This window comes from Cryobacterium cheniae (assembly GCF_004403395.1).
Classification (GTDB): domain Bacteria; phylum Actinomycetota; class Actinomycetes; order Actinomycetales; family Microbacteriaceae; genus Cryobacterium; species Cryobacterium cheniae.
The window spans coordinates 44,237-67,315 of the sequence record NZ_SOGN01000041.1; the positions used below are offsets into that span (position 1 = coordinate 44,237).

Sequence of the window (23,079 nt, forward strand, 5' to 3'; positions counted from 1 at the left end):
CTCGGCTCAGCCCGGCTCAGCCCGGCTCAGCCCGGCTCAGCCCGGCTCAGCCGGCCAGCATGCCCGGCAGCAGCGGCGAGAAGATCACCACGAAAGCCACCAGGTTCAGGGCCACCGTGCCCCAGAACGCCTGCCGGAAACTGGCCTTCTTCGTCTTGTGCCGCAGCACCTGCTGGGCCACGATCGCACCCGGCCAGCCGCCGGCGAACCCGAGGAGCAGCAGCGTGTTCTCCGGCACCCGCCAGCGCGCCGCGACCGCGGCGGACTTGTCCACGGCGTAGACGACAAAGCAGGCGAGGCTGAGGGCCAGGTAGAACGCGGCCACCCAGATCGAAACCGGCCGGTAGGCGTCGACGACGAGGTAGGTCGCCACGAAGGCGACGATGGCGAGGTAGGCGACGGCTCCCGAACCGGTGCGGGTGGGCATCCGTCGCCGCGTGCCGGTCTGACTGCCGGGCCGGGACTTCCTCCGGGGCATGGATCTCGTTTTCATCTCGGTCTCATCTCGGTCTCTCGGCTGCGGCGGCTCAGTCGAGGAAGTCGCGCACGACGGTGTCGAGGGCCGCGACCGTCAGCGCGATCGAGCCGATGTCGATGCGCTCGTCGTTGCCGTGGAACAGCTGCCGGAAGGTGCCGTAGTCCCAGTGCCGGCTGAGCAGCGCAAAGCCGTAGGCGGGGATGCCGCGACGGCGGTAGAACCTCGCATCGGAGCCGCCGACGCTGAGCACCGGGAGCAGGTCGGCGTCGGGGTAGGCCCGGCGCACGGCCTTGCCGAGCGAGCGGAACAGCGGCGTGTCGACCGCCGACCGGGTGGCGGCGGCGAAATCGTCGCCCTCGATGGTGACGTCGTCGGCCAGGTCGCCGAGCGCGTCGCGCAGGTACGCGTCGACGTCGGTGGCCGCCAGATCGGGCAGGACCCGGATGTCGAGCGTGATGGTCGCCAGCGCGGGGATGACGTTGTCCTTCACCCCTGCCCGCACGATGTTGGGTGAGATGGTGGTGTGGGTGGAGGCGTGGGCGAAGCCGGCCAGGCTGCCGAGTTCGTTCAGGGCGTCGTCGATCCGGTGCGGGTCCAGCAGTCGCGCGGCGAGGGTGGGGTCCAGTTCGAGGGCCTGCACGTAGCGGCGCCAATCCGCGGTGATCTGCACCGGGGCGCGGTACCGGGCCAGGCGGGTCACCGCATCCGCCGCGATCACGGCCGCGTTGCGGGCACCCCACGGGGCCGACCCGTGGCCGGGTGTGCCGCGCACCGACAGGCGCCGCCCGGCGATGCCCTTCTCGCCGACGGCCGTCGAGATCAGCGGCCGCGGCCCGACCATGGCCCCGCCGGATTCGGTCAGCACCGCGTCGGCGTCGATCAGGTCGAGCCGGTTCTCGGTCAGCCACTCCACACCGAAGCGGCTGCCGTCTTCCTCGTCCGCGACCGCGGCGAAGATGAGGTCGCCGCGCGGCCGGTACGGTCCGGTCGCGATGGCCCGGGTGACGACGGCATAGGCGGCGGTCAGGTAAAGCATGTCGAGGGCGCCGCGCCCCCAGATCTCGCCGTCGACGATCTCGGCGCCGAACGGATCGCGGGTCCAGCCGCCGTCATCGACCGGCACGACGTCGAGGTGGCCGACCAGGGCGAGGGTGGGGGCCGTGGAGTCGGTGCCCCGGATGCGCGCGATCAGGGAGGCGCGCCCCGGATGCGGTTCGACGACCTCGAGGTCGAGTCCGGACCCGGCGAAGAACCCCTCGAGCGTGCGCACGCTGCGGATCTCGCCGCCCGAATCGGGAGTGCCGTCATTGACGCAGGCGTTGCGGATGAGATCGCGCAACAGGTCCACCGTCTGGCGGGTGAGGGCTTCCTGGCCACTCATGCGCGCGCTCGGCGGAGATGGTGCGCGGCAGTCGATTCCATGGTGGCGGCCAGTCCTTTTGTAAAGTGCCTGAACTCTACCCGGTGAGGTCGGCCGCGGCGGACGCCTGGGCGGCGGCCGCGCGCGAAATCGAGTAGCGGATGTGCACCCGCAACGGCGAGCCGACGGGGATCTTCGGATGCTGGAACTCGGCCGTCGCGGTCATCCCGAGTCGTTCCATCACGGCCCGCGACGGTTCGTTGATGACCGCCGTGATCGCGTGCACCTGTTCGAGTTCGAGCCGACCGAAGGCGAAATCGAGGGCCGCCCGGGCTGCCTCGGTGGCGTAGCCCTGGCCCCAGGACGCGCGGGACAGCCTCCAGCCGACCTCGATCCCACCGGGGCCGGGGAGGAACGCGGGCACGGGTGCGAGCCCGGTGAAGCCGAGGAAATCGCCCGTCGACCGTTTCTCGAGCGCCCAGAGCCCGTAGCCGTGCGTGTCGAAGAGCCGGTCGGCCCGGGCGGCGAGCGCGTCGCTCTCGGTCCGGGCGAGGAGTGCCGGGAAGTACCGCATCACCTCCGGGTCCTGCCCCATCGCGGCGAACGGCGCCAGGTCTGACTCGCGCCAGCGGCGCAGCAGGAGGCGGAGGGTGCGAATCTCGAGCGGCATCCGTCCAGACTAGTGACCCGGGCATCCGGGTGCTGAGCCGGGTCAGGCGGCCAGCGGGTCGGCGACGCGAGCCTCGGCGAGCTGAGACTGCAGGGCGGCCAGCAGCAGCGGAAGCTGCTCCGCCGGGGAATCCGGCGCCTCCGGGTGCCACTGCACGCCCGTGATCGGCGCGGACTCGTGTTCGACCGCCTCGACGAGGCCGTCGGGAGCCACCCCGGCCGGGACCAGGCCGGCGCCGAGGCGGTCGACGCTCTGGTGGTGGGCGCTCTGCACCGAGATGCCGGCCTGGCCGAGGCTTCGGCGCAGGCTACTGCCGGGCAGCAGGCGCACGGCGTGCTCGCGCAGGATCTGGTCGATGGGCACGTCGACGTTGCGGTGGAGGCCCTCCTCGATGTGCTGCACGATGGTTCCGCCGAGGGCGACGTTGATGATCTGCAGGCCGCGGCAGATGCCCAGCAGCGGGGTGGCCCGGTCGAGGGCGCGCCGCACGAGGGCGATCTGCCCGGCGTCGGCCACCGCGAAGTGACGGGTCTCCCCCGGATAGCCGGTGCCGCCGCCGTAGAACCGCGGGTCGATGTCTTCGCCACCCATGATCAGGATGGCGTCGCAGTCATCCGTCGCCGCCAGCAGTTCGGCCGGCGTGCGGTCGGCGGCCGCCAGCCGGGAGACCGACCAGCCGCCGTGTTCGGCGGCGTCGGCGGCGGCGGCATTGAGCAGCTGCACCTTCGCGTGGTACGCGGGCCGGTCGGGGCGGTGGCGGGTGACTTCGACGACCGCGATCCGCGGAGCCATGGAGAACGAACGGGTCATGGTCGGCCTCCGGAGGTCGGATTCTGTGGTGTCCGCGTGCGCGGTTACCGCGGTTGGGGTGTGGACCCAGTCTGGGGACAGCGGGCCGGCACCGCCAGCCGGCCGTAACAGTGGGCAATGGTGCCTCTGGCGCGTGGACGGTGGACGGGCCTGCTTCGCCGTTCTATGCTCGGCAGAGGAACGCCGGAGAAGCGATGGTTGGTGTGAGGATGGGGTCCATGCGGTCACGGTGGTTGATTCCGGTCGCGGTTGCGGCGGTTGTGAGCTTTTCGATGTCCAGCGCGTGGGCGCCCACGGCGGCCTGGGCTGAAGACCCGGTCGACTTCGGGGCCAGTCATATCGTGGACACGGTCGACGCCGTCACCGACCGCGCGGACGAAGTCACCGCCGCGTTCGATGAGCTCTATTCCGAGACCGGTGCCGACCTCTTCGTGGCCTACGTCGACAGTTTCACCGGGGTCGAGGACCGCGAGCAGTGGGCCGACCAGACGGCCGACAACAACGGCTTCGGCACCAACGACGTGCTGCTGGCCGTGGCGACGGACGACCGCCAGTACCAGCTGTCGGTGGCCCCCGACTCGGCGCTGACGGATGCCCAGCTCCGGGAGATCGAAACCGTCGCCATCGAGCCGGCCCTGCGCCAGAACGATTGGGCGGGCGCCGCGATCAGCGCAGCCGAGGGGGTCTCCGCGGCTCTCCAGGGCGAACCGGTCGCTCCGGGCGAGATCAGCCCCGGAAACGAAAGCCCCGGCGGTGCCGGCGGATTGCTCATCGTCGTGTTCGTGGTCATCGCCGTGCTCGTGCTCCTTGTCGTCGGCGCGGTCATCCTGCTCGCCCGCCGCGGTGGCAGGAAGTCCCTCCCGGCCGGCGCCGCAGCGCCGACCGGGTTGCAGGCCCTGACGACCCCCGAGCTCAAGCGGCGCGCCTCGAGCACCCTCGTGCAGACCGACGACGCGATCCGTTCCAGCGAGCAGGAGCTCGGTTTCGCGGTCGCCCAGTACGGCACGGAGGCCACCACCGCCTTCCAGGCTGCGCTCGAAACGGCCAGGAACCAGCTCAGCCAGGCGTTCACCCTGCAGCAGAAACTCGACGATGCCGAGCCCGACTCCGAAGAGCAGGAGCGGGCCTGGTACGCCGCGATCATCGACCTCTGCAGCCAGGCCAACCTCACCCTCGACGCGCAGACCGACGACTTCGACGAACTGCGACAGTTGGAGAAGAACGCTCCGGCGGTCGCCGCCACCGTGTCCCGGGGCGCCGATGCGGTGCGGGCCCGCCTCGGCGGCAGCGAGGAGAGCCTGGCGGGGCTGGCCGCCCGCTACACCGACGCGACGCTCGGCACGGTCGCCGACAACCCCGCCGAGACTCGGGAACGCCTCGCCTTCACGGACACCGCCCTGGCCCGCGCCGCCACCCGGCTGGGTGCCGGCGAGACGGCGGCGGCCGCCGTGGACATCCGTGCGGCCGAGGAATCGGTCGACCAGGCACGAATGCTGCTGGACGCCGTGGACCGCCTCGGCACCGACCTCGCCGCCGCAACCCAGCGGATGGCGGCCACGGTCGCCGAACTGCAGACCGATCTGGTGACCGCGCGCGGCCTGCCCGCGTCGACCGAGGCTGCCGCCGCGCTGCCGGGGGTGATCGGCCACACCGAACAGACCCTCGCCGACGTGCGCGCCCGGTCCGCGGCCGGCCGGATCAACCCGCTCGAGCTGATGGCGGGGCTCGACGCCGCCAACAACCAGATGGATGCCGCGCTGCAGGGCGTGCGGGACGCCGAGGCACGCGCCCAGCGCGCCCGGGCCGCCCTGAACCAGAACCTGCTCGCCGCGCGCGGGCAGGTGTCGGCCGCCGAAGACTTCATCTCCGCCCGACGAGGGGCCGTGGGCGCGGAGGCGCGCACCCGGCTCGCCGAAGCCGGACGGGTCCTCGTGGAGGCCGAATCACTGGCCACCGCCGACCCGGATGCCGCCCTGGCCGCCTCGCAACGGGCCAACTCCCTCGCCGCGGCCGCCATCGCCCGCGCCCGGGACGACGTCGACGGGTTCGCCGGTCAGGTTCCGGGCGGCTACGGCCCCGGTCACCAAACCGGCGGCAGCGGCGGCAACGGGGTGATGGGGGCCGTGCTCGGCGGCATCCTGATCAACACGATCCTCTCCGGCGGCGGCGGGGGCGGCATGTTCGGCGGAGGCGGAGGCGGCGGTCGCCGCGGCGGGGGCGGCGGCTTCGGCATGCCCGGCGGATTCGGCGGGGCCGGATCCCGTTCGCGCCGCGGCGGAGGCGGGCGGTTCTAGACACCGGACCCCTCGCATCCGCCGGGCATGCCGAAACAGCAGCCCGGCGCCCCGCCCGGGGCCCACGCACGACTCGACCAGCACAAACCGACACAATGGAGGCATCCGCTGCTCCGGAACTCGAAAGGACACCGCACAATGACGAAACAATCCATCTTCGGCCGAATTTCCCAGCTGACCAAAGCGAACATCAACTCAATCCTGGACTCCGCCGAAGACCCGAAGAAGATGCTCGACCAGATGGTGCGCGACTACACCAACAGCATCGCCGACGCGGAGAGCGCGATCGCCGAGACGATCGGCAACCTGCGCCTGCTCGAGGACGACTACCGGGAAGACGTGGAAGCCGCGACCGAGTGGGGCGGCAAGGCCCTGGCCGCGAGCCGCAAAGCCGACGAGCTGCGTGCCGCCGGTAACACGGCCGACGCCGACCGCTTCGACAACCTCGCCAAGATGGCCCTCGGCCGCCAGCTGCAGTCCGAGAAGGAGGCGAAGATCGCCGAACCTCAGATCGCCTCGCAGACGGCCGTCGTGGCCCAGCTCAAGGACGGCCTCAACAAGATGAAGGAGAAGCTGAACCAGCTCTCCGCCAAGCGCAGCGAACTGATCGCTCGGTCGAAGACCGCCGAGGCGCAGACCAGGGTGATGGATGCCGTCAAGAGCATCGACATCATGGATCCGACCAGCGAGGTCAGCCGTTTCGAGGACAAGATCCGCCGCGAGGAGGCCCGCGTGCGCGGTGCCCACGAACTGGCCGCGTCGAGCCTGGACGCCCAGTTCGAAAGCCTCGACGACCTCGGCGAACTCACCGAGGTCGACGCTCGCCTCGCCGCGCTCAAGTCCGGCGGAACCAGCTCCATCACGCAGTAGCGGCCGCTACCCGCACAGAGGGGCGCCGACGGGAGCATCCCATCGGCGCCCCTCTGCGTTCGGGGCAGCTCATCGGGCGTTCGGGGCCGCCCGATCCGCCACGAAAACCCCGCGCGCGGGGAAGGTCTGGGAGCATACTGAAGTATGGCTCCCACCTTCGTTGTTGTGCCGCAGTGGCAGGGTTCGGTTTCTCCGCGCGCGATGCGCCTGAGCGACGGGGCGGAGGCGATCCGAGGCGATCTTCCCTCCTCCGTCACCCACCAAGTGCCCGTGCCGGCCGAGGCCGGCGATGCTCTCAACACCGGAATCGACCGCTTCTCGACCCTGGTCATGGTGCGCGAACGACTCGCGGCCGCGCTGCCCGGCCGTGACGGACCGGTGCTCACGATCGGCGGCGACAACGGGGTGTCACTGGCGGCCGTCGAGCACGCGTCGCGGCGGCATCCGGATGACCTCGCCGTGGTCTGGCTGGACGCCCACGCCGCCCTGCACACCCCCGAGACCTCCTCCTCCCGCGGTTTCACCGGCATGGTGCTGCGCGCCATCACCGGCGAGGGCGCCGAGGGGCTGACCCTCGACGCGGACGTGTGCATTCCGCTGGAGCGCGTCGTCATCGGCGGCGTGCGCGACCTCGACCCGGCCGAGGACGCGCTGATCCAGGAACGTGGGATCGTGAGCCTCCCGGTCGACGACCTCGACTCCCCCGGCGCCCTCGTCGCTGCCCTGCACGCCACCGGCGTGCAGAACTTCTACCTGCATCTCGACCTGGACGTGCTCGACCCGTCGGCGTTGGACGGCCTCGCCGACCTCTACCCGTTCGGGCTGAGCGTCGAGTCCCTGAACCGGCTGATCACCGCCCTGCGCGCCGAATTCGAGCTGGCCGGCGCCACCATCGCCGGATTCGCCCCGGCCTCGCCGGAGGCCGCCACCGACGACCTGCCGAGCATCCTGCGCATCATCGGCGCGCTCACCCGCTGAGTTCCGCGACTCGAAAGTGCTGGTCGGGGGGCTGCCCCGCGCGGCCTTAGCATGGGATCGACGCGCCAGCGTCACGAGGCCAAGGGAGGCATCCGTGAACGAGCAGCACTCCGTTTCCGATTCATCACGAATCATCACCGAGAGGCGCGGGCACGTGCTGCTGATCGGTTTCAACCGCCCGGAGAAGCGCAACGCCGCCGACCTGGCGCTGCTGCAGCAGCTGGCTCTCGCCTACGGGGAGCTGGAGCGCGACCCCGAGCTTCGCGTCGGCCTCGTCTACGCGGTCGGCGACCACTTCACGGCCGGCCTCGACCTGGCCGACATCGGCCCCCGGCTCGGCCCCGACGGCCTGGACATGGTGCCGGACGGCGGCATCCACCCGTGGCAGGTCGACGGGCAGAGCGTGTCCAAGCCCGTGGTGATGGCCGTGCAGGGCACCTGCCTCACCCTCGGCATCGAGCTGATGCTCGCCAGCGACATCTCCGTCGCGGCCGAGTCGACCCGGTTCGGCCAGATCGAGGTGGCGCGCGGGATCCTGCCGTTCGGCGGCGCGACGATCCGATTCCCGCGCACCTCCGGCTGGGGCAACGCCATGCGCTGGATGCTCACCGGCGACATGTTCGACTCCCGCGAGGCCCACCGCATCGGGCTCGTGCAGGAGGTGGTACCGGACGGAACCCAGTTCGAGCGTGCACTGGAACTGGCCGAGCGGATCGCCGCCCAGGCCCCGCTGGCCGTGCAGGCCACGCTCGCCAGCGCCCGCACCGCCGTGCGGGAGGGCGCCGCGGCCGCGGAGGCCGGGCTGCAGCCGGCCCTGGCCCGCCTGGCCGTGACCGAGGACTCCCGCATCGGCATGGAGGCCTTCGTCAGTCGCCGGCCCGCGACGTTCGTCGGGCGTTAGGCTGTCCGCACCACCGATTCACGCCACTGATCAGCGCCACTGATCAGTGCCACTGACCCCAGGAGAGACGGATGCCCGCCACCAGCACCACCCCCACCGAACCCGGCGCGATGAGCTTCGACGTCATCGTGATCGGCGCCGGCGCTGTGGGCGAGAACGTCGCCGACCGCACGACGCAGGCAGGCCTGCGCACCGTGATCATCGAGGCCGAGCTGGTCGGCGGCGAGTGCTCCTACTGGGCGTGCATGCCGTCGAAGGCGTTGCTGCGCAGCGGGGCGGCTCTGGCCGCCGCCCGGCGCGTCGGTGGGGCAGCGGAGGCTGTCACCGGCGACCTGGATGTCGCGGCCGTTCTGCGCCGCCGCGACTCCTTCACGAGCAATTGGTCCGACGAGGGCCAGGTGCGCTGGCTGGAGAAGACCGGGATCACCCTCGTGCGCGGGCACGCCCGGCTCACCGGTGTGCGGCAGGTGACCGTGACCGCTGACGACGGCAACACGACCGTGCTGACCGCCGCGCACGCCGTGGTCGTCAGCACCGGGTCGACGGCGCTGCTGCCCGACATCGCCGGCCTGGCATCCGTGTCGCCGTGGACCAGCCGCGAGGCCACCAGCGCCCCCGGAATCCCGGACAGCCTGGCGATCATCGGCGGCGGCGTGGTCGCGGCCGAGATGGCCACCGCCTACGCCGGGCTCGGCGCCGAGGTCACGATGATCGTTCGGAGCGCTTTGCTCGGCGGTCAGGAGCCGTTCGCCGGCGAACTCGTGCTCGCTGCCCTCGGGGAAGCAGGCGTCACCGTGCTGTCCGGGGTGTCGACCACCGAGGCGACCCGCAACGCCGACGGCGACGTGACGCTCACCCTGTCCAACGGCACCCGGGTCACCGCGACCGAGGTGCTCGTGGCCACCGGTCGGGTGCCCCGCACCGAGGATGTCGGGCTCGAAACGGTTGGCCTCGCACCGGGTGACTGGCTCGAGGTCGACGACACCCTGCTGGTGCAGGGCGCCGCGCCGGAACTGGCCGGGGAGTGGCTGTACGCCGCCGGCGACGTCAACCACCGGGCCCTCCTCACGCACCAGGGCAAGTACCAGGCCCGCGCGGCCGGCGACGTGATCGCGGCCCGGGCCGCCGGCACAAGCGTCGACGACACCCGCTGGGGCACCCACGTCGCCACGGCCGACCATGCCGCCGTGCCGCAGGTCACCTTCACCGACCCCGAAGTGGCGTCGATCGGACTGACCCAGGCTGCTGCCGAGAAGGCCGGGTTTCGCATTCGGGTGCTGGACTACAACCTGGGCGGGGTGGCCGGGGCATCCGTGCACGCCGACGGCTACACCGGGTCGGCGCGCGCCATCGTGGACCTCGACCGGGAGGTGCTGATCGGGGCCACCTTCGTGGGGCCGGATGTCGCGGAGCTGCTGCACGCGGCCACCATTGCCGTGGTCGGTGAGGTGCCGATCCGCCGGCTGTGGCACGCGGTGCCGAGCTACCCCACCCTGAGCGAGGTCTGGCTGCGCCTGCTCGAGGAGTACGGCCGCCCGTAGCCGCGCCCGCGCCCGTGGACTGGCCTGATCGGGCGGCACCGCCTGGGGAGCGAAAGACTCAGCTTTCTGTCGTGGGGGCCGCCTACGCTGGAGGAGTGCGCCGCATCCTCTTCGACTCCCCCCTCAGCCGGGCCGGCTATCTCTACGCCACCACGGTCGCCCTGATCTGGGGATCCATCTGGAGCACCGGCAAGGTCGAGCGCCGAGGCGGCCTCATCGTCTTCCGCGGGATGCCCGCCTGGACATTCGGTCGCGGCGGATCCTGTGTCGGCGGCTGCTACCTGACCAACCGGAACGTGTCGGCGGCCGTCCTCGAACACGAGGCCGTGCACAAACGCCAGTGGCAGCGCTTCGGCATGGTCTTTCCGCTGCTCTACCTGGTGGCCGGCCGCAATCCGCTGCAGAACCGCTTCGAAATCGAAGCCGGCCTGAAAAAGGGCGGCTATGTCACGTAACCCAGGGGGACCAGAAATGACCGAACGCACCATCGTGATCACCGGCGCCAGCGACGGGATCGGCGCCGCCGCCGCCCGCGCCCTCAGCCAGTCCGGCGACCGCGTCGTGATCGTGGGCCGCTCGCCCGCCAAGACCGCCGCTATCGCCGCGGAGCTGGGCGCCGACTTCCTCGTGGCCGACTTCTCCCGCCTTGACGAGGTGCGCAACCTCGCGGTCGAACTGCAGGAGCGTTACCCGCGCATCGACGTGCTCGCCAACAACGCCGGCGGAATCATGGGTGAGCGCGAAACCACCGTGGACGGCTGCGAGAAGACCTTCCAGGTCAACCACCTGGCTCCCTTCCTGCTGACCACCCTGCTGATGGATCGGCTCATCGCCAGCCAGGCCCGGGTGATCAACACGTCCAGCGCCGCCAACCTGCTCTTCGGCAAGATCGACCTGGGCGATCTGCAGGCCGAGACGAAGTACTCCGCGAACAAGTCCTACGGCGACGCCAAGCTTGCGAACATCCTCTTCACCAGGGAGCTCCACCACCGCTACAGCGACCAGGGACTCACCACGGCCGCCTTCCACCCGGGCGTGGTGGCGACGAGCTTCTCCACCGGGTCGACGACCCTGATGCGGCTGATCTACCAGACTCCCTTGAAACGCCTGCTGCTCGGGGCCGAGCAGGGGGCCGACACCTTGGTCTGGCTGGCCACCGCGAAGCCGGGCACCGACTGGGCATCGGGCGAGTACTACGAGAAGCGCCGCATCCAGAAGGCGAACAAGCAGGCCTACGACGCCCAGCTGGCGGCCGAACTCTGGGAGCGGAGCTCCGCGCTGGTCGCCGCGCACTCGGCACCTCTGGCTTCCTAGACGGTGGCGGGTCGGGCCACCTGCGCGCATGATGGACTCGGGGTGACATTGCGCCGTCCCGAGTGAACGTCATCCAAGTGGAGGAACACCATGAGCTACGCACACACAGTCACGGTCAATGTCCCGTTCGACGAGGCGGTCCGGATGGCCCGGGAAGCGCTCGCCGACCAGGGCTTCGGAGTGCTGACCGAAATCGACATGCAGTCCACCTTCGCGGCCAAGCTCGGCCAGGAAGCCGCCGATGCGGTTGGCGACTACCTGATTCTCGGTGCGTGCAACCCCGCCCTGGCCCAGCGAGCCGTGACTGCCGACCCGGGAATCGGCGCCCTGCTCCCCTGCAACGTCGTCGTTCGTCGCCACGCGGGGGCCGGGGAGACCACCGTGGAGGCCCTCGACCCGGCCATCATGGCGCAGCTCAGCACGAAGCCGGAGATCAAACAGGTCGCCATCGAGGCGGATGCCCGGCTGCGCGCAGCCCTCGCCGCCGTGCTCGCCGGCGCCGCGCAGTAACATGTGACCACGGCATGATCGGGTGGGGGACACAGTGACCGGCGGGGGAATCAATGACTGAACGACGCACAACAGGTGATCGGGCCCGGTCCCGGATCCGGGGCAGCATCGCCCTGGCCATGCTGGCGGGGCTGCTGCTGAGCGCCTGCTCCTCCGCCCCCGCACCGGGGACCACCCCCACCGCCACCGTGCAGGCCACCGCGGAGGCCACTGCGTCGGCCACTCCCCCGGCCACGCCGACGCAGGCCGCAGCGTCCACCGTGTCGACGATCGTGATGAGTGGCTCCCGGCTGGTCAGCCAGACCTCCGACGGGCAGACCGTGCAGATCGCGGTCTTCGCCGACGGCCCCCGCACGGCCATCACCTTTCTCACGACTACCTTCGGTAAGTCGCCGGTCCAGACGGAGATGACGCAGGATGAGGCCTGCGACGCCCCCTCGACCCATTACGACTGGGACGACGCAAGCCTCTCCGTGGCGTCGACGGGGTTCACGGTCAAGTTCAGCGGCCCCGCCGTTGCCGGGATAGCCCTGCAGAGCAGCGGTGGATTCGCGGTCGGCGACAATGCCCAGGCCTTCTTCGACGCGCTCCCGGAGGACCAGGCGCACGATGAATACAACGACGGCTCGGGCCCGTTCGTCTACGACAAGGTGGCTGACGGCGCCCCCTGGGGTGAAGACGGCTCCGCCTTCGGCGGCGTGGCCCTCCTGCAGCCCGGCGGTGTCGTGACCGCGATCGTCGCGCCCGACACGACGCGCGCCTTCTACTGCTGACGCCGGTTCACCGGCACACCGGATAGGGGCCCGACACGAGAGCCGGACACGAGAACGCCCGGCCTCCGAGGAGGCCGGGCGTTCTGCGGTGCGGGCGGTGCTGCTACTCGACCGGGTAACCGGATGCGGCCTCGGCCAGCATGTCGGCTTCGGCCCAGGTCGCAAGGTTCGCGCGCAGCTTGATGCCGAGGCCGACGTCGACGGCGGTCCAGTACGCGATGGCGCGCTCGGTCACCTCGGGGCGCTGCACCCCGCTGATGGCACCGGTGATGGTGTCGAGGAAGCGCGCCTTGGCGTCGTCGTCGTAGACGTCGCGGTACAGCGTTCCGGCCTGGCCGAAGTCGCTGTCCTCGCTGCGCAGCTTCGCCGCGGCGCGCATCAGCTCGCCGTCGTTCTCCCAGCCGCCTTCGACCGCGAGCAGCGGATCGGCCACGGGGCCGCCCAACGAGTTCGGGGCATAGTTCGGCGCGGTCGGCGGGTTGTAGTGGTGGCGCGCGGCGCCGTCCTGCGAGTAGTTGTTCACCGGCGACTTCGGAGCGTTGACCGGCAGCTCGGCGAAGTTGGTGCCGACCCGGTAGCGCTGGGCGTCCGGGTAGGAGAAGATGCGCGCCATCAGCATCTTGTCGGGGCTCGCCGCGATGCCGGGCACGAAGTTCGCCGGGGAGAAGGCCGCCTGCTCGATTTCCGCGAAGAAGTTCTCCGGGTTGCGGTTCAGGGTGTGCGTGCCGATCTTGATCAGCGGGTAGTCCGCGTGCGGCCAGACCTTGGTGAGGTCGAACGGGTTGAACCGGTACGTTTTGCCGTCTTCGTAGGGCATGACCTGCACGGAGAGGTCCCAGGACGGGAAATCGCCGGCCTCGATCGCGTCGTGCAGGTCGCGACGGTAATAGTCGGCGTCGGCGCCCGCGATGAGCTCGGCCTCCGAACCCTCCATCTCGATGTTGCCCTGGTTGGAGGTGAAGTGGTACTTCACCCAGAAGCGCTCGCCGGCGGCGTTGATCCACTGGTAGGTGTGCGAGCCGAAGCCGGGCATCTCACGCCACGAGCGCGGCAGGCCGCGGTCGCCCATCAGGTAGGTGACCTGGTGCGCGGACTCAGGGGAGAGCGTCCAGAAGTCCCACTGCATGGTCGCGTCGCGGAGGCCGGAGCCCGGCAGGCGCTTCTGAGAGTGGATGAAGTCGGGGAACTTGATGCCGTCGCGGATGAAGAACACCGGGGTGTTGTTACCGACGATGTCGTAGTTGCCCTCGGAGGTGTAGAACTTCACCGAGAAACCGCGCACGTCGCGCCAGGTGTCGGGGCTGCCCTGCTCGCCGGCGACGCTGGAGAAGCGCTGGATCGTCTCGGTGGTCGCGCCGGGCTGGAACACGGCCGCGCGGGTGTACTGGGACACGTCATTGGTCACCACGAACTGGCCGTGTGCTCCGCCGCCCTTGGCGTGCACGATGCGCTCCGGGATGCGCTCCCGGTTGAACTGGGCCAGTTTCTCGACCAGGTACCGGTCGTGCAGGGCGGTGACTCCCTCGGTTCCGACGGTGAGGGAGTGCTCGTCGCTGGCGACGGGCGTTCCCGTCTGCGTGGTGGTGGGCTTGATAGTCATCGTGCTCCTTTGTTCGACAGCGGTGCAGGTGCGGAAAGTAGGGACGGTGAGGCGGATGTGGCCGCCTGGCAGTCGGGGCAGAGACCCCAATAGGTGACCTCGGCGGTGTGCACGGCGAATCCGGAGGCATGCGCGGGGGTCAGGCAGGGTGCCTGCCCCACGGCGCAGTCGACGTCGTGCACCGCGCTGCAGCGGGTGCAGACGATGTGGTGGTGGTTGTCGCCGACCCGGCGCTCGAACAGGGCCGGGGAACCGGCCGGCTCGATCTTCTGCGCGATCCCGGCAGCGGTGAAGGCCGCGAGCACGCCGTAGACGGCCTGCAGCGAGGTGCTCGGCAGTTCGGCTCGAACCGTGGCGAACAGTCGCTCGGCGGTCGAGTGCGGGGCCTGGTCGAGAACCCGCAGCACCGCCAGGCGGGGCGCGGTGACCTTGAGCCCCGCGGCACGGATGCTGTCGGCGAGCGTGCGCGGCGGCTCATCCGCCCGCATCCGCTCAGTTTCCGTCATGGGCCCCACGCTAACAGTTGTTTTGAGTCAATCAAAACAGCAGACCCCGTCGGCGTGGCGCAGGCAGTCGCAAAAGTCAGGCCGGCGAACCCAGCACCGAATGGTAGACGCCGACGACCCGGGCGAGGAAGGCCTCGATGACCTGCCGCTCGTCGTCGGAGAGCTCCTGGGTGACCGCCGCCACTCCCCCGATCACCGGATACAGCTGCTGGAACGCGCGCGCAACCGACTCCTGAGCCGGCACCACGACGACCTTGCGTCGGTCCGAAGAGTGCGGATGCCGCTGCGCGTGGCCGAGGGCCACCAGCCGGTCGACCACGAGAGTGGTTGCCGCCGTGGAGATGTCCAGGCGTCGGGACAGCTCGCCCGGGGTCAGCGATCCCTCCTGGATCAGGTGTTCCATGGCGGACAGGTCGGTGGTGTTCACCGCGAGGGCCGCTCCGACCTGGCGCTCGAAGGCGCGAGAGAGATGCACGATCTCATGCAGCCGGAAGCCGATCGCACCCGAATCCGGCAGGCCGGAATCACGGTCTTCGCCGCTCCCGGGCGTGCCGGCAACCCCGGCCTCGGCACCGGGAGTGAACTTGCGACGCTCTTCCATAAACGACATACTATTACGAATATTGCTAGGACGCCTAGCAATCAGGCTTCTTGGAGGAATTGTGCTCGCGATTCAACGGTTCATCACCGGTCGACGCACGGCCTGGATCGTCCTGGTCGCGACGATCGTCGCCGTCGGCCTGCTCTTCGCCCTTCTCCCCTCCGACGATTCCGAGGAGTTCCCCACCTCCGGGCTGCCCACCTCCAGCCAGGCCGCACAGGTCGACGCACTCCTCGCCGAGTTCCCGTCGGCCGAGCAGACCTCCGCAATCGTGGTCTGGACCCGGGACGGCAGCGAGCTGACCCAGGCGGACATCGCGGCCATCACCGAACGCGCCGCCGCCCTCGCCGAGCAATCGATCGCCCCGCGGGCCACCACGCCGCGGTTCAGCGACGACGGGCAGGCCGCCATCAGCATCGTGCCGTTGGACGCGGACGAGGCCAACGCCGACATCGGGCAGACGGCCACCGACATCCGGGACACCGCGTCCGACGGTCTGCCGACGGGCCTCGACGCCTACGTCACCGGCGCCGTCGGTTTCCAGTCCGACATCACGAACGCCTTCGCCGGCGCCGACGTGCGACTGCTGCTGGTCACCGTGATCGTCGTGGCCGTGCTGCTGATCGTCACCTACCGCAGCCCCGTCCTGTGGATCGTTCCGCTCGTCGTCGTCGGCATCGCGGACGGCCTGTCCGGCGTCGTCGTCGGCGCGCTGGCCGAACCGTTCGGCATCACCCTCGACCCTTCCGTCGCCGGCATCCAGTCCGTGCTGGTCTTCGGAGCGGGCACGAACTACGCCCTGCTGCTCGTGGCCCGCTACCGCGAGGAGCTGCTCCGCACCGAGAGCCGCAACGACGCCATGCTGGCCGCGGTGCGCGGCGCCGGCCCGGCCATCGCCGCCAGTGGCGGCACGGTCGCGCTCAGCCTGCTCACCCTGCTGTTCGCCGAGCTGTCGGGTAACCGCGCGCTCGGGTTCGCCTGCGCCATCGGCGTGGTCATCGCCATCATCTTCGCCCTGGTCGTGCTGCCGGCCGCACTGGTGGTCTGCGGCCGCGGCCTGTTCTGGCCGTTCATCCCCCGCTACCTGCCGGGCTCCGGCACCGCGCTGCGCCCCGGCTTCTGGACCCGTCTCGGCCGCGGCGTGCAGCGCCGTCCGATCGTGGTCATCGCGGCATCCGTCGCCGGTATCGCCGCCCTCAGCCTGGGGCTGATCGGCGCCTCGGTGGGGCTGTCGCAGGCCGACCAGCTCCTCGGCAAGCCCGAGTCGGTGCAGGCGCAGGCCATCGTGGAGGAGTCCTTCTCGGCCGGCCTGACCAGCCAGACCATCGTGCTGGTTCCGGATGCCGCCGCAATCGAGGCCACGAAGCTCGCCGCCGAGACGCCCGGCATCGAGTCCGTTCTGCCGGGCGAGAGCGCGAACGGCCTCACCCGGCTGGACCTCTCCCTGGCCAGCGAGCCGGGCAGCGACGAGACCTTCTTCATTATCGACACCCTGCGCGGCACCTATGCCGATGCGTCGGGCGACGTGTCCGAGGCGCTGGTCGGCGGCAGCGATGCCACGGCCTTCGACAACAAGACAAGCGCCCAGGCGGACCAGGCCCTGATCATCCCGATGATCCTGGCCATCGTGTTCGCCATCCTCGCCCTGTTGCTGCGCTCCCTGGTGGCGCCCGTGCTGCTGATCCTGAGTGTGCTGGCGACCTTCTTCGCCAGTCTCGGCGCCTCCAACTGGATCTTCCAGAATCTGATGGGCTTCCCTGCCTTCAACACCAACGTGGTGCTGTTCGCGTTCCTGTTCCTGGTGGCACTCGGGGTGGACTACAACATCTTCCTCACCACCCGGGCCCGGGAGGAGGGCATCCGGTTCGGCACCGGGGAGGGCATGGTGCGCGCCCTGTCGTCGACGGGTGCGGTCATCACGAGCGCCGGCATCCTGATCGCGGCGGTCTTCGCCGTACTGGGCGTGCTGCCGGTCGTGGCACTCACCCAGATCGGTGTCATCGTCTGCATCGGCGTGCTGCTCGACACGCTCGTGGTGCGCACCCTCGTGGTGCCGGCGCTGGTCTTCCTCACCGGCGACCGCTTCTGGTGGCCGTCGCGTCCGGCCGCGAAGGCCCCGCGGGTCTAGCGCTGCCGCGGTCTGGCGCTGCCGCGGTCTGGCGCTGCCGCAATCCAGCTCTGCTGCGGTCTACCGCGGATCGGCCTCGGGCGGTGTGCGGTGCTGCCAGCGCAGCCTCCGTTCGAGCTGGGCGCCGAGCGCCAGCAGTGTGGCCTCGCCACCGGGGCGGCCGATCAGCTGCACCCCCATCGGCAGTCCCGCAGCGGTTTCGGCCACGGGCAGCACGATCGCGGGCAGTCCGCTCACGTTCACCATGGACGTGAACGGCGTGTACTGCACCTGCTGGGCGAAATTGCGCTCCCCGTCGACCGCGTCGTACCAGCCGATCGGGCGCGGCGTGAGCGCGAGGGCCGGGGTCAGCACCGCGTCGAACCGGGACAGCTGGCGGATGAAGGACCGCTCGTAGGCGGCCAGGGCCGCGAGCGCCTGGGCCAGGTCCCTGGCCGAGAGTTCCCGACCGCGGTGCATCAGCCACCGGGTGAGCGGTTCGAGTAGCTGCTCCTGCTCCGGGGTGTCGGCGGGGATGCCCGCGGCCCCGGCCTGCCAGATCGTGCGGAAGGCCGGCACATAGCTGTCGTCGGGTTCGAGCGCCGTCTCCTCCACACCGTGACCCAGGGCCGCGAACTCGTCGACGGCCACCCTCAGGGCCGCCAGCGCCTCGGGAGAGAGCGCGATCGGGTAGGAGTCGTCCCAGGCGGAGGTCGTCATCACGCCGAGCTGGAACCGCCCCTCGCCGCGCACGGCGGCGGCCAGCAGGGGGGCGTCGTCGGCGGGGGCCCTCAGCGAGAACAGGTGCTGCGGATGCCCGCCCCGCGGCGCGATCATGGCGTCCAGCAGCAGGGCGGCATCCGTCACGGTCCGTGCCAGCGGCCCGGCCACGCTGAGGCCGCCGAGCGCGTCGATCCCGGAGCCCGACGGCACCCTGCCACGTGACGGCTTCACGCCCACGAGGCCGCAGGCCGCCGCGGGGATCCGCACCGAGCCGCCGCCGTCGGAGCCCGGCGCGAAGGGAAGCAGCCGGGCGGCGACGGCCACCGCCGCCCCGCCGCTGGAGCCGCCGGCACCACGGGTGCGGTCCCACGGGTTGCGCGCGGGCGGTCCGGCCAGCGTCTCGGTGTACGACGGCAGCCCGAATTCGGGCGTGCTGGTCTTGCCCAGGCTCACCCCGCCGGCCGTGTCGAGCGCGAGCACGAGATCGTCGGACTCGGCCGGCACGTTGTTCTGCAACAGCCGGGAACCGAACCGGGCGGGCACCCCGGCGCGGCTCTGCAGGTCCTTGTCGGCGAAGGGCAGACCCCAGAGCGGCCTGGTGCGCGGCACGTTCTGCTCGACGAAGCGGGCCCGCTCGCGCGCGGCATCCGCCGTCACGGTCACGAACGCGCCGAGTCCGGGGTCCTGCGCCTCGATCCGGCCCAGGTAGTGCTCGGTCAGCTCGGTGGGACTGAGCTCACCGCGCTGCAGCGCCTGCCACTGTTCGAGAGCGGTCAGTTCATGCGGAGCGGCCATCCCCCGAGCCTAGTCAGCAAGGCAGCCGGGCGGCGTGCCGGTCAGGGGTGGGACAGGCCGGTCAGCAGCGTCTGGAAGGCCCGCGGCGAGGCCCGCAGAACGGATGCCGCCGCCCACGACCCGGCCCACGGCGCCACCTGCGCCACGTTGACGATCTCGTACTGCACGAGTGACCCGGTCTCGTCCTCGGGCAGCACCTGGTACTCCCCGCGGTACCACCAGCCGCGCCGCAGCACGACCATGCGCCGGTCCCGGTCGGTGTACACATTCCCGCCTCCGGCGGCCCCCGCGGCCATCGCGACCACGAGCCGGTTGAACACGGCGTCGGGACCGGCATCGAGGTGGCCTGCGAAGGAGCGCAACACGGTGTGGTGCTCGGGCAGGGCTGGAAGGGCATCCGTCATCCCTCGATTTTAGGCGTCCCGTGGCCGCCGGCCTGAATCCAGGTGCCGCACCGGCCTATTTGAGGCTCTTCTGCAGGAGCACGGTGCCGAGCCAGCGGTCGAATTTGAAGCCGACCTTGCCCATCCGGCCGATCTCCTCGAAGCCGAAGTCACGGTGCAGCTTGATCGACGCGTCGGCGCCCTGGTCGGCGATGACCGCGATGATCTCCTTGAGCCCGGCCGCCTTGGAGCGCTCGATCAGTTCGCCGAGCAGCATCCTGCCCAGTCCCTTGCCGGTGGACGCCGCGCCGAGATAGATCGAGTTCTCGACCGTGAACCGGTAGGCACGTTTCTGCTTCCACGGGCTGACCAGGGCGTAGCCGAGCAGCTGGCCGGCCGGGGAGACGGCGACGATGAACGGCATCCCGAGCTTGCCCAGGTAGTAGAACTTGCTGCGCCACTCGGCCAGGGTCATCGGATCGACGTCGAAGGTGACCGTGCTGTTGGCGACGTAGTAGTTGTAGATCTCCCGGATATAGGGCAGATCGGTGATGTGGGCCTCACGCAGGGTGAATCCGAACGGCGCCTCTTCCGTGGGCGTCGGTCGAAGATGCCGGGGCAATTGCCGGCGCGGCTGGTATTCCTCTTCAAGCACAGCTGACTCCTTCAGAGCCTCCAGATTACCCGAGGGACCAGTCCACCGGCGCCGCCCCGGCGCGGACGAGGTACTCGTTGGCCCGGCTGAACGGCTTCGAACCGAAGAACCCGCGCCGGGCCGAGAGCGGGCTCGGGTGCGCGGACTCGATCACCGGGGTGTCCCCGAGCAGCGGCCGCAGCGTGCCGGCATCCTTCCCCCAGAGGATCGCCACGAGCGGCCGTTCGCGGGCGACGAGGGCACGGATGGCCTGCTCGGTCACGCATTCCCAGCCACGGCGCCGATGCGACCCGACGAGGCCGGCCTGCACGGTGAGCACGCGGTTGAGCAGAAGAACGCCGCGCTGCGACCACGGGGAGAGGTCGCCGGTGATGCCGGTGACACCCACGTCGTCGTGCAGCTCCCGGAAGATGTTCGCCAGGCTGCGCGGCAGCGGCCGCACGTGCGCCTCGGCCGCGAAGGCGAGCCCGATGGGATGCCCCGCGCTCGGATACGGGTCCTGGCCGACGATGAGCACCCTGACCTCGTCGAACGGTTCGGCGAAGGCGCGGAAGACGTTTTCCGCGGCGGGAAGCCAGTCCCGGCCGGCCTGGGTCTCGGCGCGGAGGAACTCCGCCAGCGCATCGATCTGCGGAGCCACGGGCGCCAGCGCCCGGGCCCAACCGGGATCGACGGCCCGGCCGGCGGCCAGCGCCGCGAGGGAGGAGGACATGCCCGGCTCAGGCCCCGAAGGTGCTCACCAGCACGCCGCCATCGGACTGGCTGACGCGCCAGACGCTGCCTGCTCCGACGACGCCGAGCGCGCCCTCGCCCACGACCAGCGCGGTGTTCTCGTCGACGGCCAGTCCGCCGTCGATCAGGCCGGCCTCGGTGGCCGCGACCAGCCGGGAGAGGGTGCCCCACTGGGCTGCGTGCACCTCGACGGTGACGTCGAGCAGTCCGATGCCAAGTTCGATGGCGATCTCGTCGAGCCCCTCGGCGGCGTGCTCGCCGCTGACCTCGACGCCGCCCATGCGCCAGCCGCCGATCAGGGCGCGCTCGGCCGCGATCGTCGCGCCGGCGGAAAAACCGAGATAGGGGATGCCGGCAGCCACCTGGCGGCGGATCTCACCGGCAATCGGGGTCACGGCGGCCAGGTACGCCGGGGTGACCCCACCGCCGACCAGGATGCCGTCGACCTCGGAGAGAGCGGCCAGGGCGAAGACGTCGCCCGGGGCCACGACGGTGACCTTCGACTCGAACACGCCGGCCGCGGCAACGGCGGCGACCAGGCTCGCGGCGTGTTCGGCGCCGTCACCGTCACGCACCACGAGGATCGCGAGGAGCGGCTCCGCGCGACCGGAGGCGGCTCCGCGCGCCGTGGCCTCGGCCAGGAAGGGGCCGAAGACGGCCGCGTCGGTCCGGGCATTCCAGCCGCCACCGACCAGGTGCACGCTCACAGCAGGCTCGCGGCAGGCAGGGTGTCGGCAGGCAGGGTCGCGCCGGCGAGGCTTTCCGCCACGGGAGGCAGCGACGCCCAGGGGAACACGATCCAGGCATCCGTTTCGCACCACGTGAAGTCGGGCACCAGCACGGTGCGGGGCTTCGTGTACAGGGTGGCGGTGCGCACCTCGCAGGCCGTCTCCCGCAGCAGCGCGACGACCATCGCGAGCGTGTGCCCGGAGTCGGAGACGTCGTCGACGAGCAGCACGCGCAGGCCGGTCAGCGACGGCGCGTCGAGCATCGGTCCCGACAGCACCGGTTCGGGCAGGCGCTCGTCGACGCCGGTGTAGAACTGCACGTTGATGCTGCCGCAGTTCTTGGTGCCGAGCGCGTAGGACATCGCGCCGGCGAGCAGCAGGCCGCCGCGGGCGATGGCGATCACGACATCCGGCCGGAAACCGCTCGCCAGCACCATCGAGGACAGCTGGCGAGACGCGTCCGCGAACACGTCCCAGCCCAGCACTTCCCGCTCAATACCGGTCACATTACTTGCAGCGTCGTCCGCGTCGAATCCCATCTCCCAATGGTAGGTCACGGCACGGCCACCGCCGGGTCAGGCCAGGTGCCGCTCTTCGTGGCCGTTGTAGAGCGAAAGCGGCCGGATCAGGGCATTCGATGCCGTCTGTTCGATGATGTGCGCCGTCCACCCGGTCAGCCGCGCCGCAACGAAGATCGGCGTGAACGTGAGGGTGTCGAATCCCATCAGGTTGTACGCCGGCCCCGACGGGTAGTCCAGGTTCGGCAGGATGCCGGTGCGCTTCGTCATCCCGGCCTCGAGGGATTCGTAGAGCTCCAGCAGGTCGGGCCGGTCGTAGTGCTCGACCAGAGTGACCAGCGCGGTCCGCATGGTCGGAACCCGTGAGTCCCCGTGCTTGTACACCCGGTGGCCGAAGCCCATCACCTTGCGCCTGGCGGCGAGGGTTTCGTTCAGCCAGGCCTCGGCGCGTTCCCCGGCCCCCAGGCCGAGCCCGATCTCATCGAAGATGTGCATCACGGCCTCGTTCGCCCCGCCGTGCAGAGGGCCCTTGAGCGCCCCGATCGCCCCGGTGACCGCGGAGTGCAGGTCGGACATGGTCGAGGTGATCACCCGGGCGGTGAACGTCGACGCGTTGAAGGAATGCTCCGCGTACATGATCATCGACACGTCGAACGCGTTGACGACCACGAGCTCGGGCACCTCTCCGAATGTCATGAACAGGAAGTTGGCCGAGTAGCCGAGGTCGCTTCGCGGTTCGATCGGTTCGAGGCCGTTCCGGCGGCGCTGGTCGTAGGCCACGATCGCCGGCATCTGGGCCCAGAGCCGCAGGCCCTTGGCTCGGTTGGCCGCCGGTGACGCATCCGCCGCATCGGGGTCGTTCGCCCCGATCAGGCTGACCGCCGTGCGCACCACGTCCATCGGGTGCGCGGTCATCGGCAGCTCGTCGATGACGCGCTTCACGGCGGGAGTCAGGTGCCGGAGCGAGCGCTCCTGCTCCTCGAATTCGCCGAGCTCCGCATCGGTCGGCAACTCGCCGTGCCAGAGCAGGTAGGCCACCTCCTCGAAGCTCTTCTGCGCCGCCAGCTCCTGCACCGGGTAGCCGCGGTACAGCAGCGAGTTCGTGTCGGGGTTGACCTTGGACACCTGCGTGCGGTCGACCACGACGCCGGCCAGGCCCTTGTAGATGGTCGGTTCGTTCTGACTCATGTCGCTCCCTTGCGTTGAGATTGGATCTGCGTGCGAAGCCGGGT

General features: G+C 70.5%; 24 protein-coding genes. 10 read left to right on the top strand and 14 right to left on the bottom strand.

Annotated elements, in window-relative coordinates:
* Window positions 1-46 precede the first annotated feature (46 nt).
* From E3T23_RS08880 to E3T23_RS08895, 4 genes are all read right to left on the bottom strand, one after another.
* The gene (locus E3T23_RS08880; protein WP_198416204.1) at window positions 47-478 is read right to left on the bottom strand and encodes a DUF1294 domain-containing protein; all 432 of its coding nucleotides are present in this window, start codon (window positions 476-478) and stop codon (window positions 47-49) included.
* A 49-nt stretch (window positions 479-527) separates the two neighbouring features.
* Window positions 528-1,859, bottom strand: coding sequence for a M20/M25/M40 family metallo-hydrolase (locus tag E3T23_RS08885; RefSeq protein WP_134370022.1), 1,332 nt, complete (start codon window positions 1,857-1,859; stop codon window positions 528-530).
* 76 nt (window positions 1,860-1,935) lie between these two features.
* Window positions 1,936-2,508: a GNAT family N-acetyltransferase gene (locus E3T23_RS08890; protein WP_134370023.1), complete on the bottom strand. Its 573-nt coding sequence runs from the start codon at window positions 2,506-2,508 to the stop codon at window positions 1,936-1,938.
* A 42-nt stretch (window positions 2,509-2,550) separates the two neighbouring features.
* Window positions 2,551-3,318 carry a gamma-glutamyl-gamma-aminobutyrate hydrolase family protein gene (locus E3T23_RS08895; RefSeq protein ID WP_241977784.1) on the bottom strand — a complete coding sequence of 256 codons (768 nt, stop codon included), beginning with the start codon at window positions 3,316-3,318 and terminating at the stop codon, window positions 2,551-2,553.
* Window positions 3,319-3,590: 272 nt separating this feature from the next.
* Between E3T23_RS08895 and E3T23_RS08900 the strand changes: the two genes are divergently transcribed.
* From E3T23_RS08900 to E3T23_RS08940, 9 genes are all read left to right on the top strand, one after another.
* Window positions 3,591-5,612 (top strand): TPM domain-containing protein, encoded by a 2,022-nt coding sequence (locus E3T23_RS08900; RefSeq protein ID WP_241977786.1) that lies wholly within the window; start codon window positions 3,591-3,593, stop codon window positions 5,610-5,612.
* A 138-nt stretch (window positions 5,613-5,750) separates the two neighbouring features.
* Complete coding sequence (locus tag E3T23_RS08905) at window positions 5,751-6,482, top strand: PspA/IM30 family protein (protein ID WP_134370025.1); 732 nt, start codon at window positions 5,751-5,753, stop codon at window positions 6,480-6,482.
* 144 nt (window positions 6,483-6,626) lie between these two features.
* Window positions 6,627-7,460, top strand: a complete 834-nt coding sequence (locus E3T23_RS08910) for an arginase family protein (protein WP_134370026.1) — start codon at window positions 6,627-6,629, stop codon at window positions 7,458-7,460.
* 94 nt (window positions 7,461-7,554) lie between these two features.
* On the top strand, window positions 7,555-8,361 hold the full coding sequence (locus tag E3T23_RS08915; RefSeq protein WP_241977788.1) for a crotonase/enoyl-CoA hydratase family protein: 807 nt from the start codon (window positions 7,555-7,557) through the stop codon (window positions 8,359-8,361).
* Window positions 8,362-8,432: 71 nt separating this feature from the next.
* Window positions 8,433-9,902 (top strand): dihydrolipoyl dehydrogenase family protein, encoded by a 1,470-nt coding sequence (locus tag E3T23_RS08920; protein ID WP_241977790.1) that lies wholly within the window; start codon window positions 8,433-8,435, stop codon window positions 9,900-9,902.
* 71 nt (window positions 9,903-9,973) lie between these two features.
* A complete protein-coding gene (locus E3T23_RS08925; RefSeq protein WP_134370027.1) occupies window positions 9,974-10,357 on the top strand; it encodes a Fe-S oxidoreductase in 384 nt (127 codons plus the stop codon).
* Between the two features lie 16 nt (window positions 10,358-10,373).
* A complete protein-coding gene (locus tag E3T23_RS08930; protein ID WP_134370028.1) occupies window positions 10,374-11,216 on the top strand; it encodes an SDR family NAD(P)-dependent oxidoreductase in 843 nt (280 codons plus the stop codon).
* A 90-nt stretch (window positions 11,217-11,306) separates the two neighbouring features.
* Entirely contained in the window at window positions 11,307-11,726 is a 420-nt protein-coding gene (locus tag E3T23_RS08935) for a DUF302 domain-containing protein (protein ID WP_134370029.1), read from the top strand.
* A gap of 53 nt (window positions 11,727-11,779) precedes the next feature.
* A complete protein-coding gene (locus E3T23_RS08940) occupies window positions 11,780-12,499 on the top strand; it encodes a hypothetical protein (protein ID WP_134370030.1) in 720 nt (239 codons plus the stop codon).
* 103 nt (window positions 12,500-12,602) lie between these two features.
* Here E3T23_RS08940 and E3T23_RS08945 read toward each other — a convergent pair whose 3' ends face one another.
* The 3 genes from E3T23_RS08945 to E3T23_RS08955 all read right to left on the bottom strand — a co-directional run bounded on the left by E3T23_RS08945 (window position 12,603) and on the right by E3T23_RS08955 (window position 15,206).
* Window positions 12,603-14,099 (bottom strand): catalase, encoded by a 1,497-nt coding sequence (locus E3T23_RS08945; RefSeq protein ID WP_134370031.1) that lies wholly within the window; start codon window positions 14,097-14,099, stop codon window positions 12,603-12,605.
* Entirely contained in the window at window positions 14,096-14,605 is a 510-nt protein-coding gene (locus E3T23_RS08950; protein WP_241977792.1) for a Fur family transcriptional regulator, read from the bottom strand. Before E3T23_RS08950 ends, E3T23_RS08945 begins: the two co-directional genes overlap by 4 nt.
* Window positions 14,606-14,681: 76 nt before the next feature.
* The gene (locus E3T23_RS08955; protein ID WP_241977794.1) at window positions 14,682-15,206 is read right to left on the bottom strand and encodes a MarR family winged helix-turn-helix transcriptional regulator; all 525 of its coding nucleotides are present in this window, start codon (window positions 15,204-15,206) and stop codon (window positions 14,682-14,684) included.
* A 61-nt stretch (window positions 15,207-15,267) separates the two neighbouring features.
* Here E3T23_RS08955 and E3T23_RS08960 point away from each other — a divergent pair, with 61 nt between their 5' ends.
* The gene (locus E3T23_RS08960) at window positions 15,268-17,334 is read left to right on the top strand and encodes an MMPL family transporter (protein WP_134370032.1); all 2,067 of its coding nucleotides are present in this window, start codon (window positions 15,268-15,270) and stop codon (window positions 17,332-17,334) included.
* Window positions 17,335-17,394: 60 nt separating this feature from the next.
* Here E3T23_RS08960 and E3T23_RS08965 read toward each other — a convergent pair whose 3' ends face one another.
* Genes E3T23_RS08965 through E3T23_RS08995 form a run of 7 tightly spaced genes read right to left on the bottom strand, consistent with a single transcriptional unit; the run spans window position 17,395 to window position 23,035 of the window.
* Window positions 17,395-18,831, bottom strand: a complete 1,437-nt coding sequence (locus E3T23_RS08965; protein WP_134370033.1) for an amidase — start codon at window positions 18,829-18,831, stop codon at window positions 17,395-17,397.
* A 41-nt stretch (window positions 18,832-18,872) separates the two neighbouring features.
* Window positions 18,873-19,235, bottom strand: a complete 363-nt coding sequence (locus E3T23_RS08970; protein ID WP_134370034.1) for a hypothetical protein — start codon at window positions 19,233-19,235, stop codon at window positions 18,873-18,875.
* A gap of 55 nt (window positions 19,236-19,290) precedes the next feature.
* Window positions 19,291-19,869 (bottom strand): GNAT family N-acetyltransferase, encoded by a 579-nt coding sequence (locus E3T23_RS08975; RefSeq protein WP_134370035.1) that lies wholly within the window; start codon window positions 19,867-19,869, stop codon window positions 19,291-19,293.
* Between the two features lie 25 nt (window positions 19,870-19,894).
* Complete coding sequence (locus tag E3T23_RS08980; RefSeq protein ID WP_134370036.1) at window positions 19,895-20,581, bottom strand: uracil-DNA glycosylase; 687 nt, start codon at window positions 20,579-20,581, stop codon at window positions 19,895-19,897.
* 7 nt (window positions 20,582-20,588) lie between these two features.
* Complete coding sequence (locus tag E3T23_RS08985) at window positions 20,589-21,308, bottom strand: Type 1 glutamine amidotransferase-like domain-containing protein (RefSeq protein WP_134370037.1); 720 nt, start codon at window positions 21,306-21,308, stop codon at window positions 20,589-20,591.
* Window positions 21,305-21,868, bottom strand: a complete 564-nt coding sequence (locus tag E3T23_RS08990; RefSeq protein ID WP_134370038.1) for a phosphoribosyltransferase — start codon at window positions 21,866-21,868, stop codon at window positions 21,305-21,307. Before E3T23_RS08990 ends, E3T23_RS08985 begins: the two co-directional genes overlap by 4 nt.
* Window positions 21,869-21,904: 36 nt before the next feature.
* Window positions 21,905-23,035 (bottom strand): bifunctional 2-methylcitrate synthase/citrate synthase, encoded by a 1,131-nt coding sequence (locus tag E3T23_RS08995; RefSeq protein ID WP_134370039.1) that lies wholly within the window; start codon window positions 23,033-23,035, stop codon window positions 21,905-21,907.
* Window positions 23,036-23,079 lie beyond the last annotated feature (44 nt).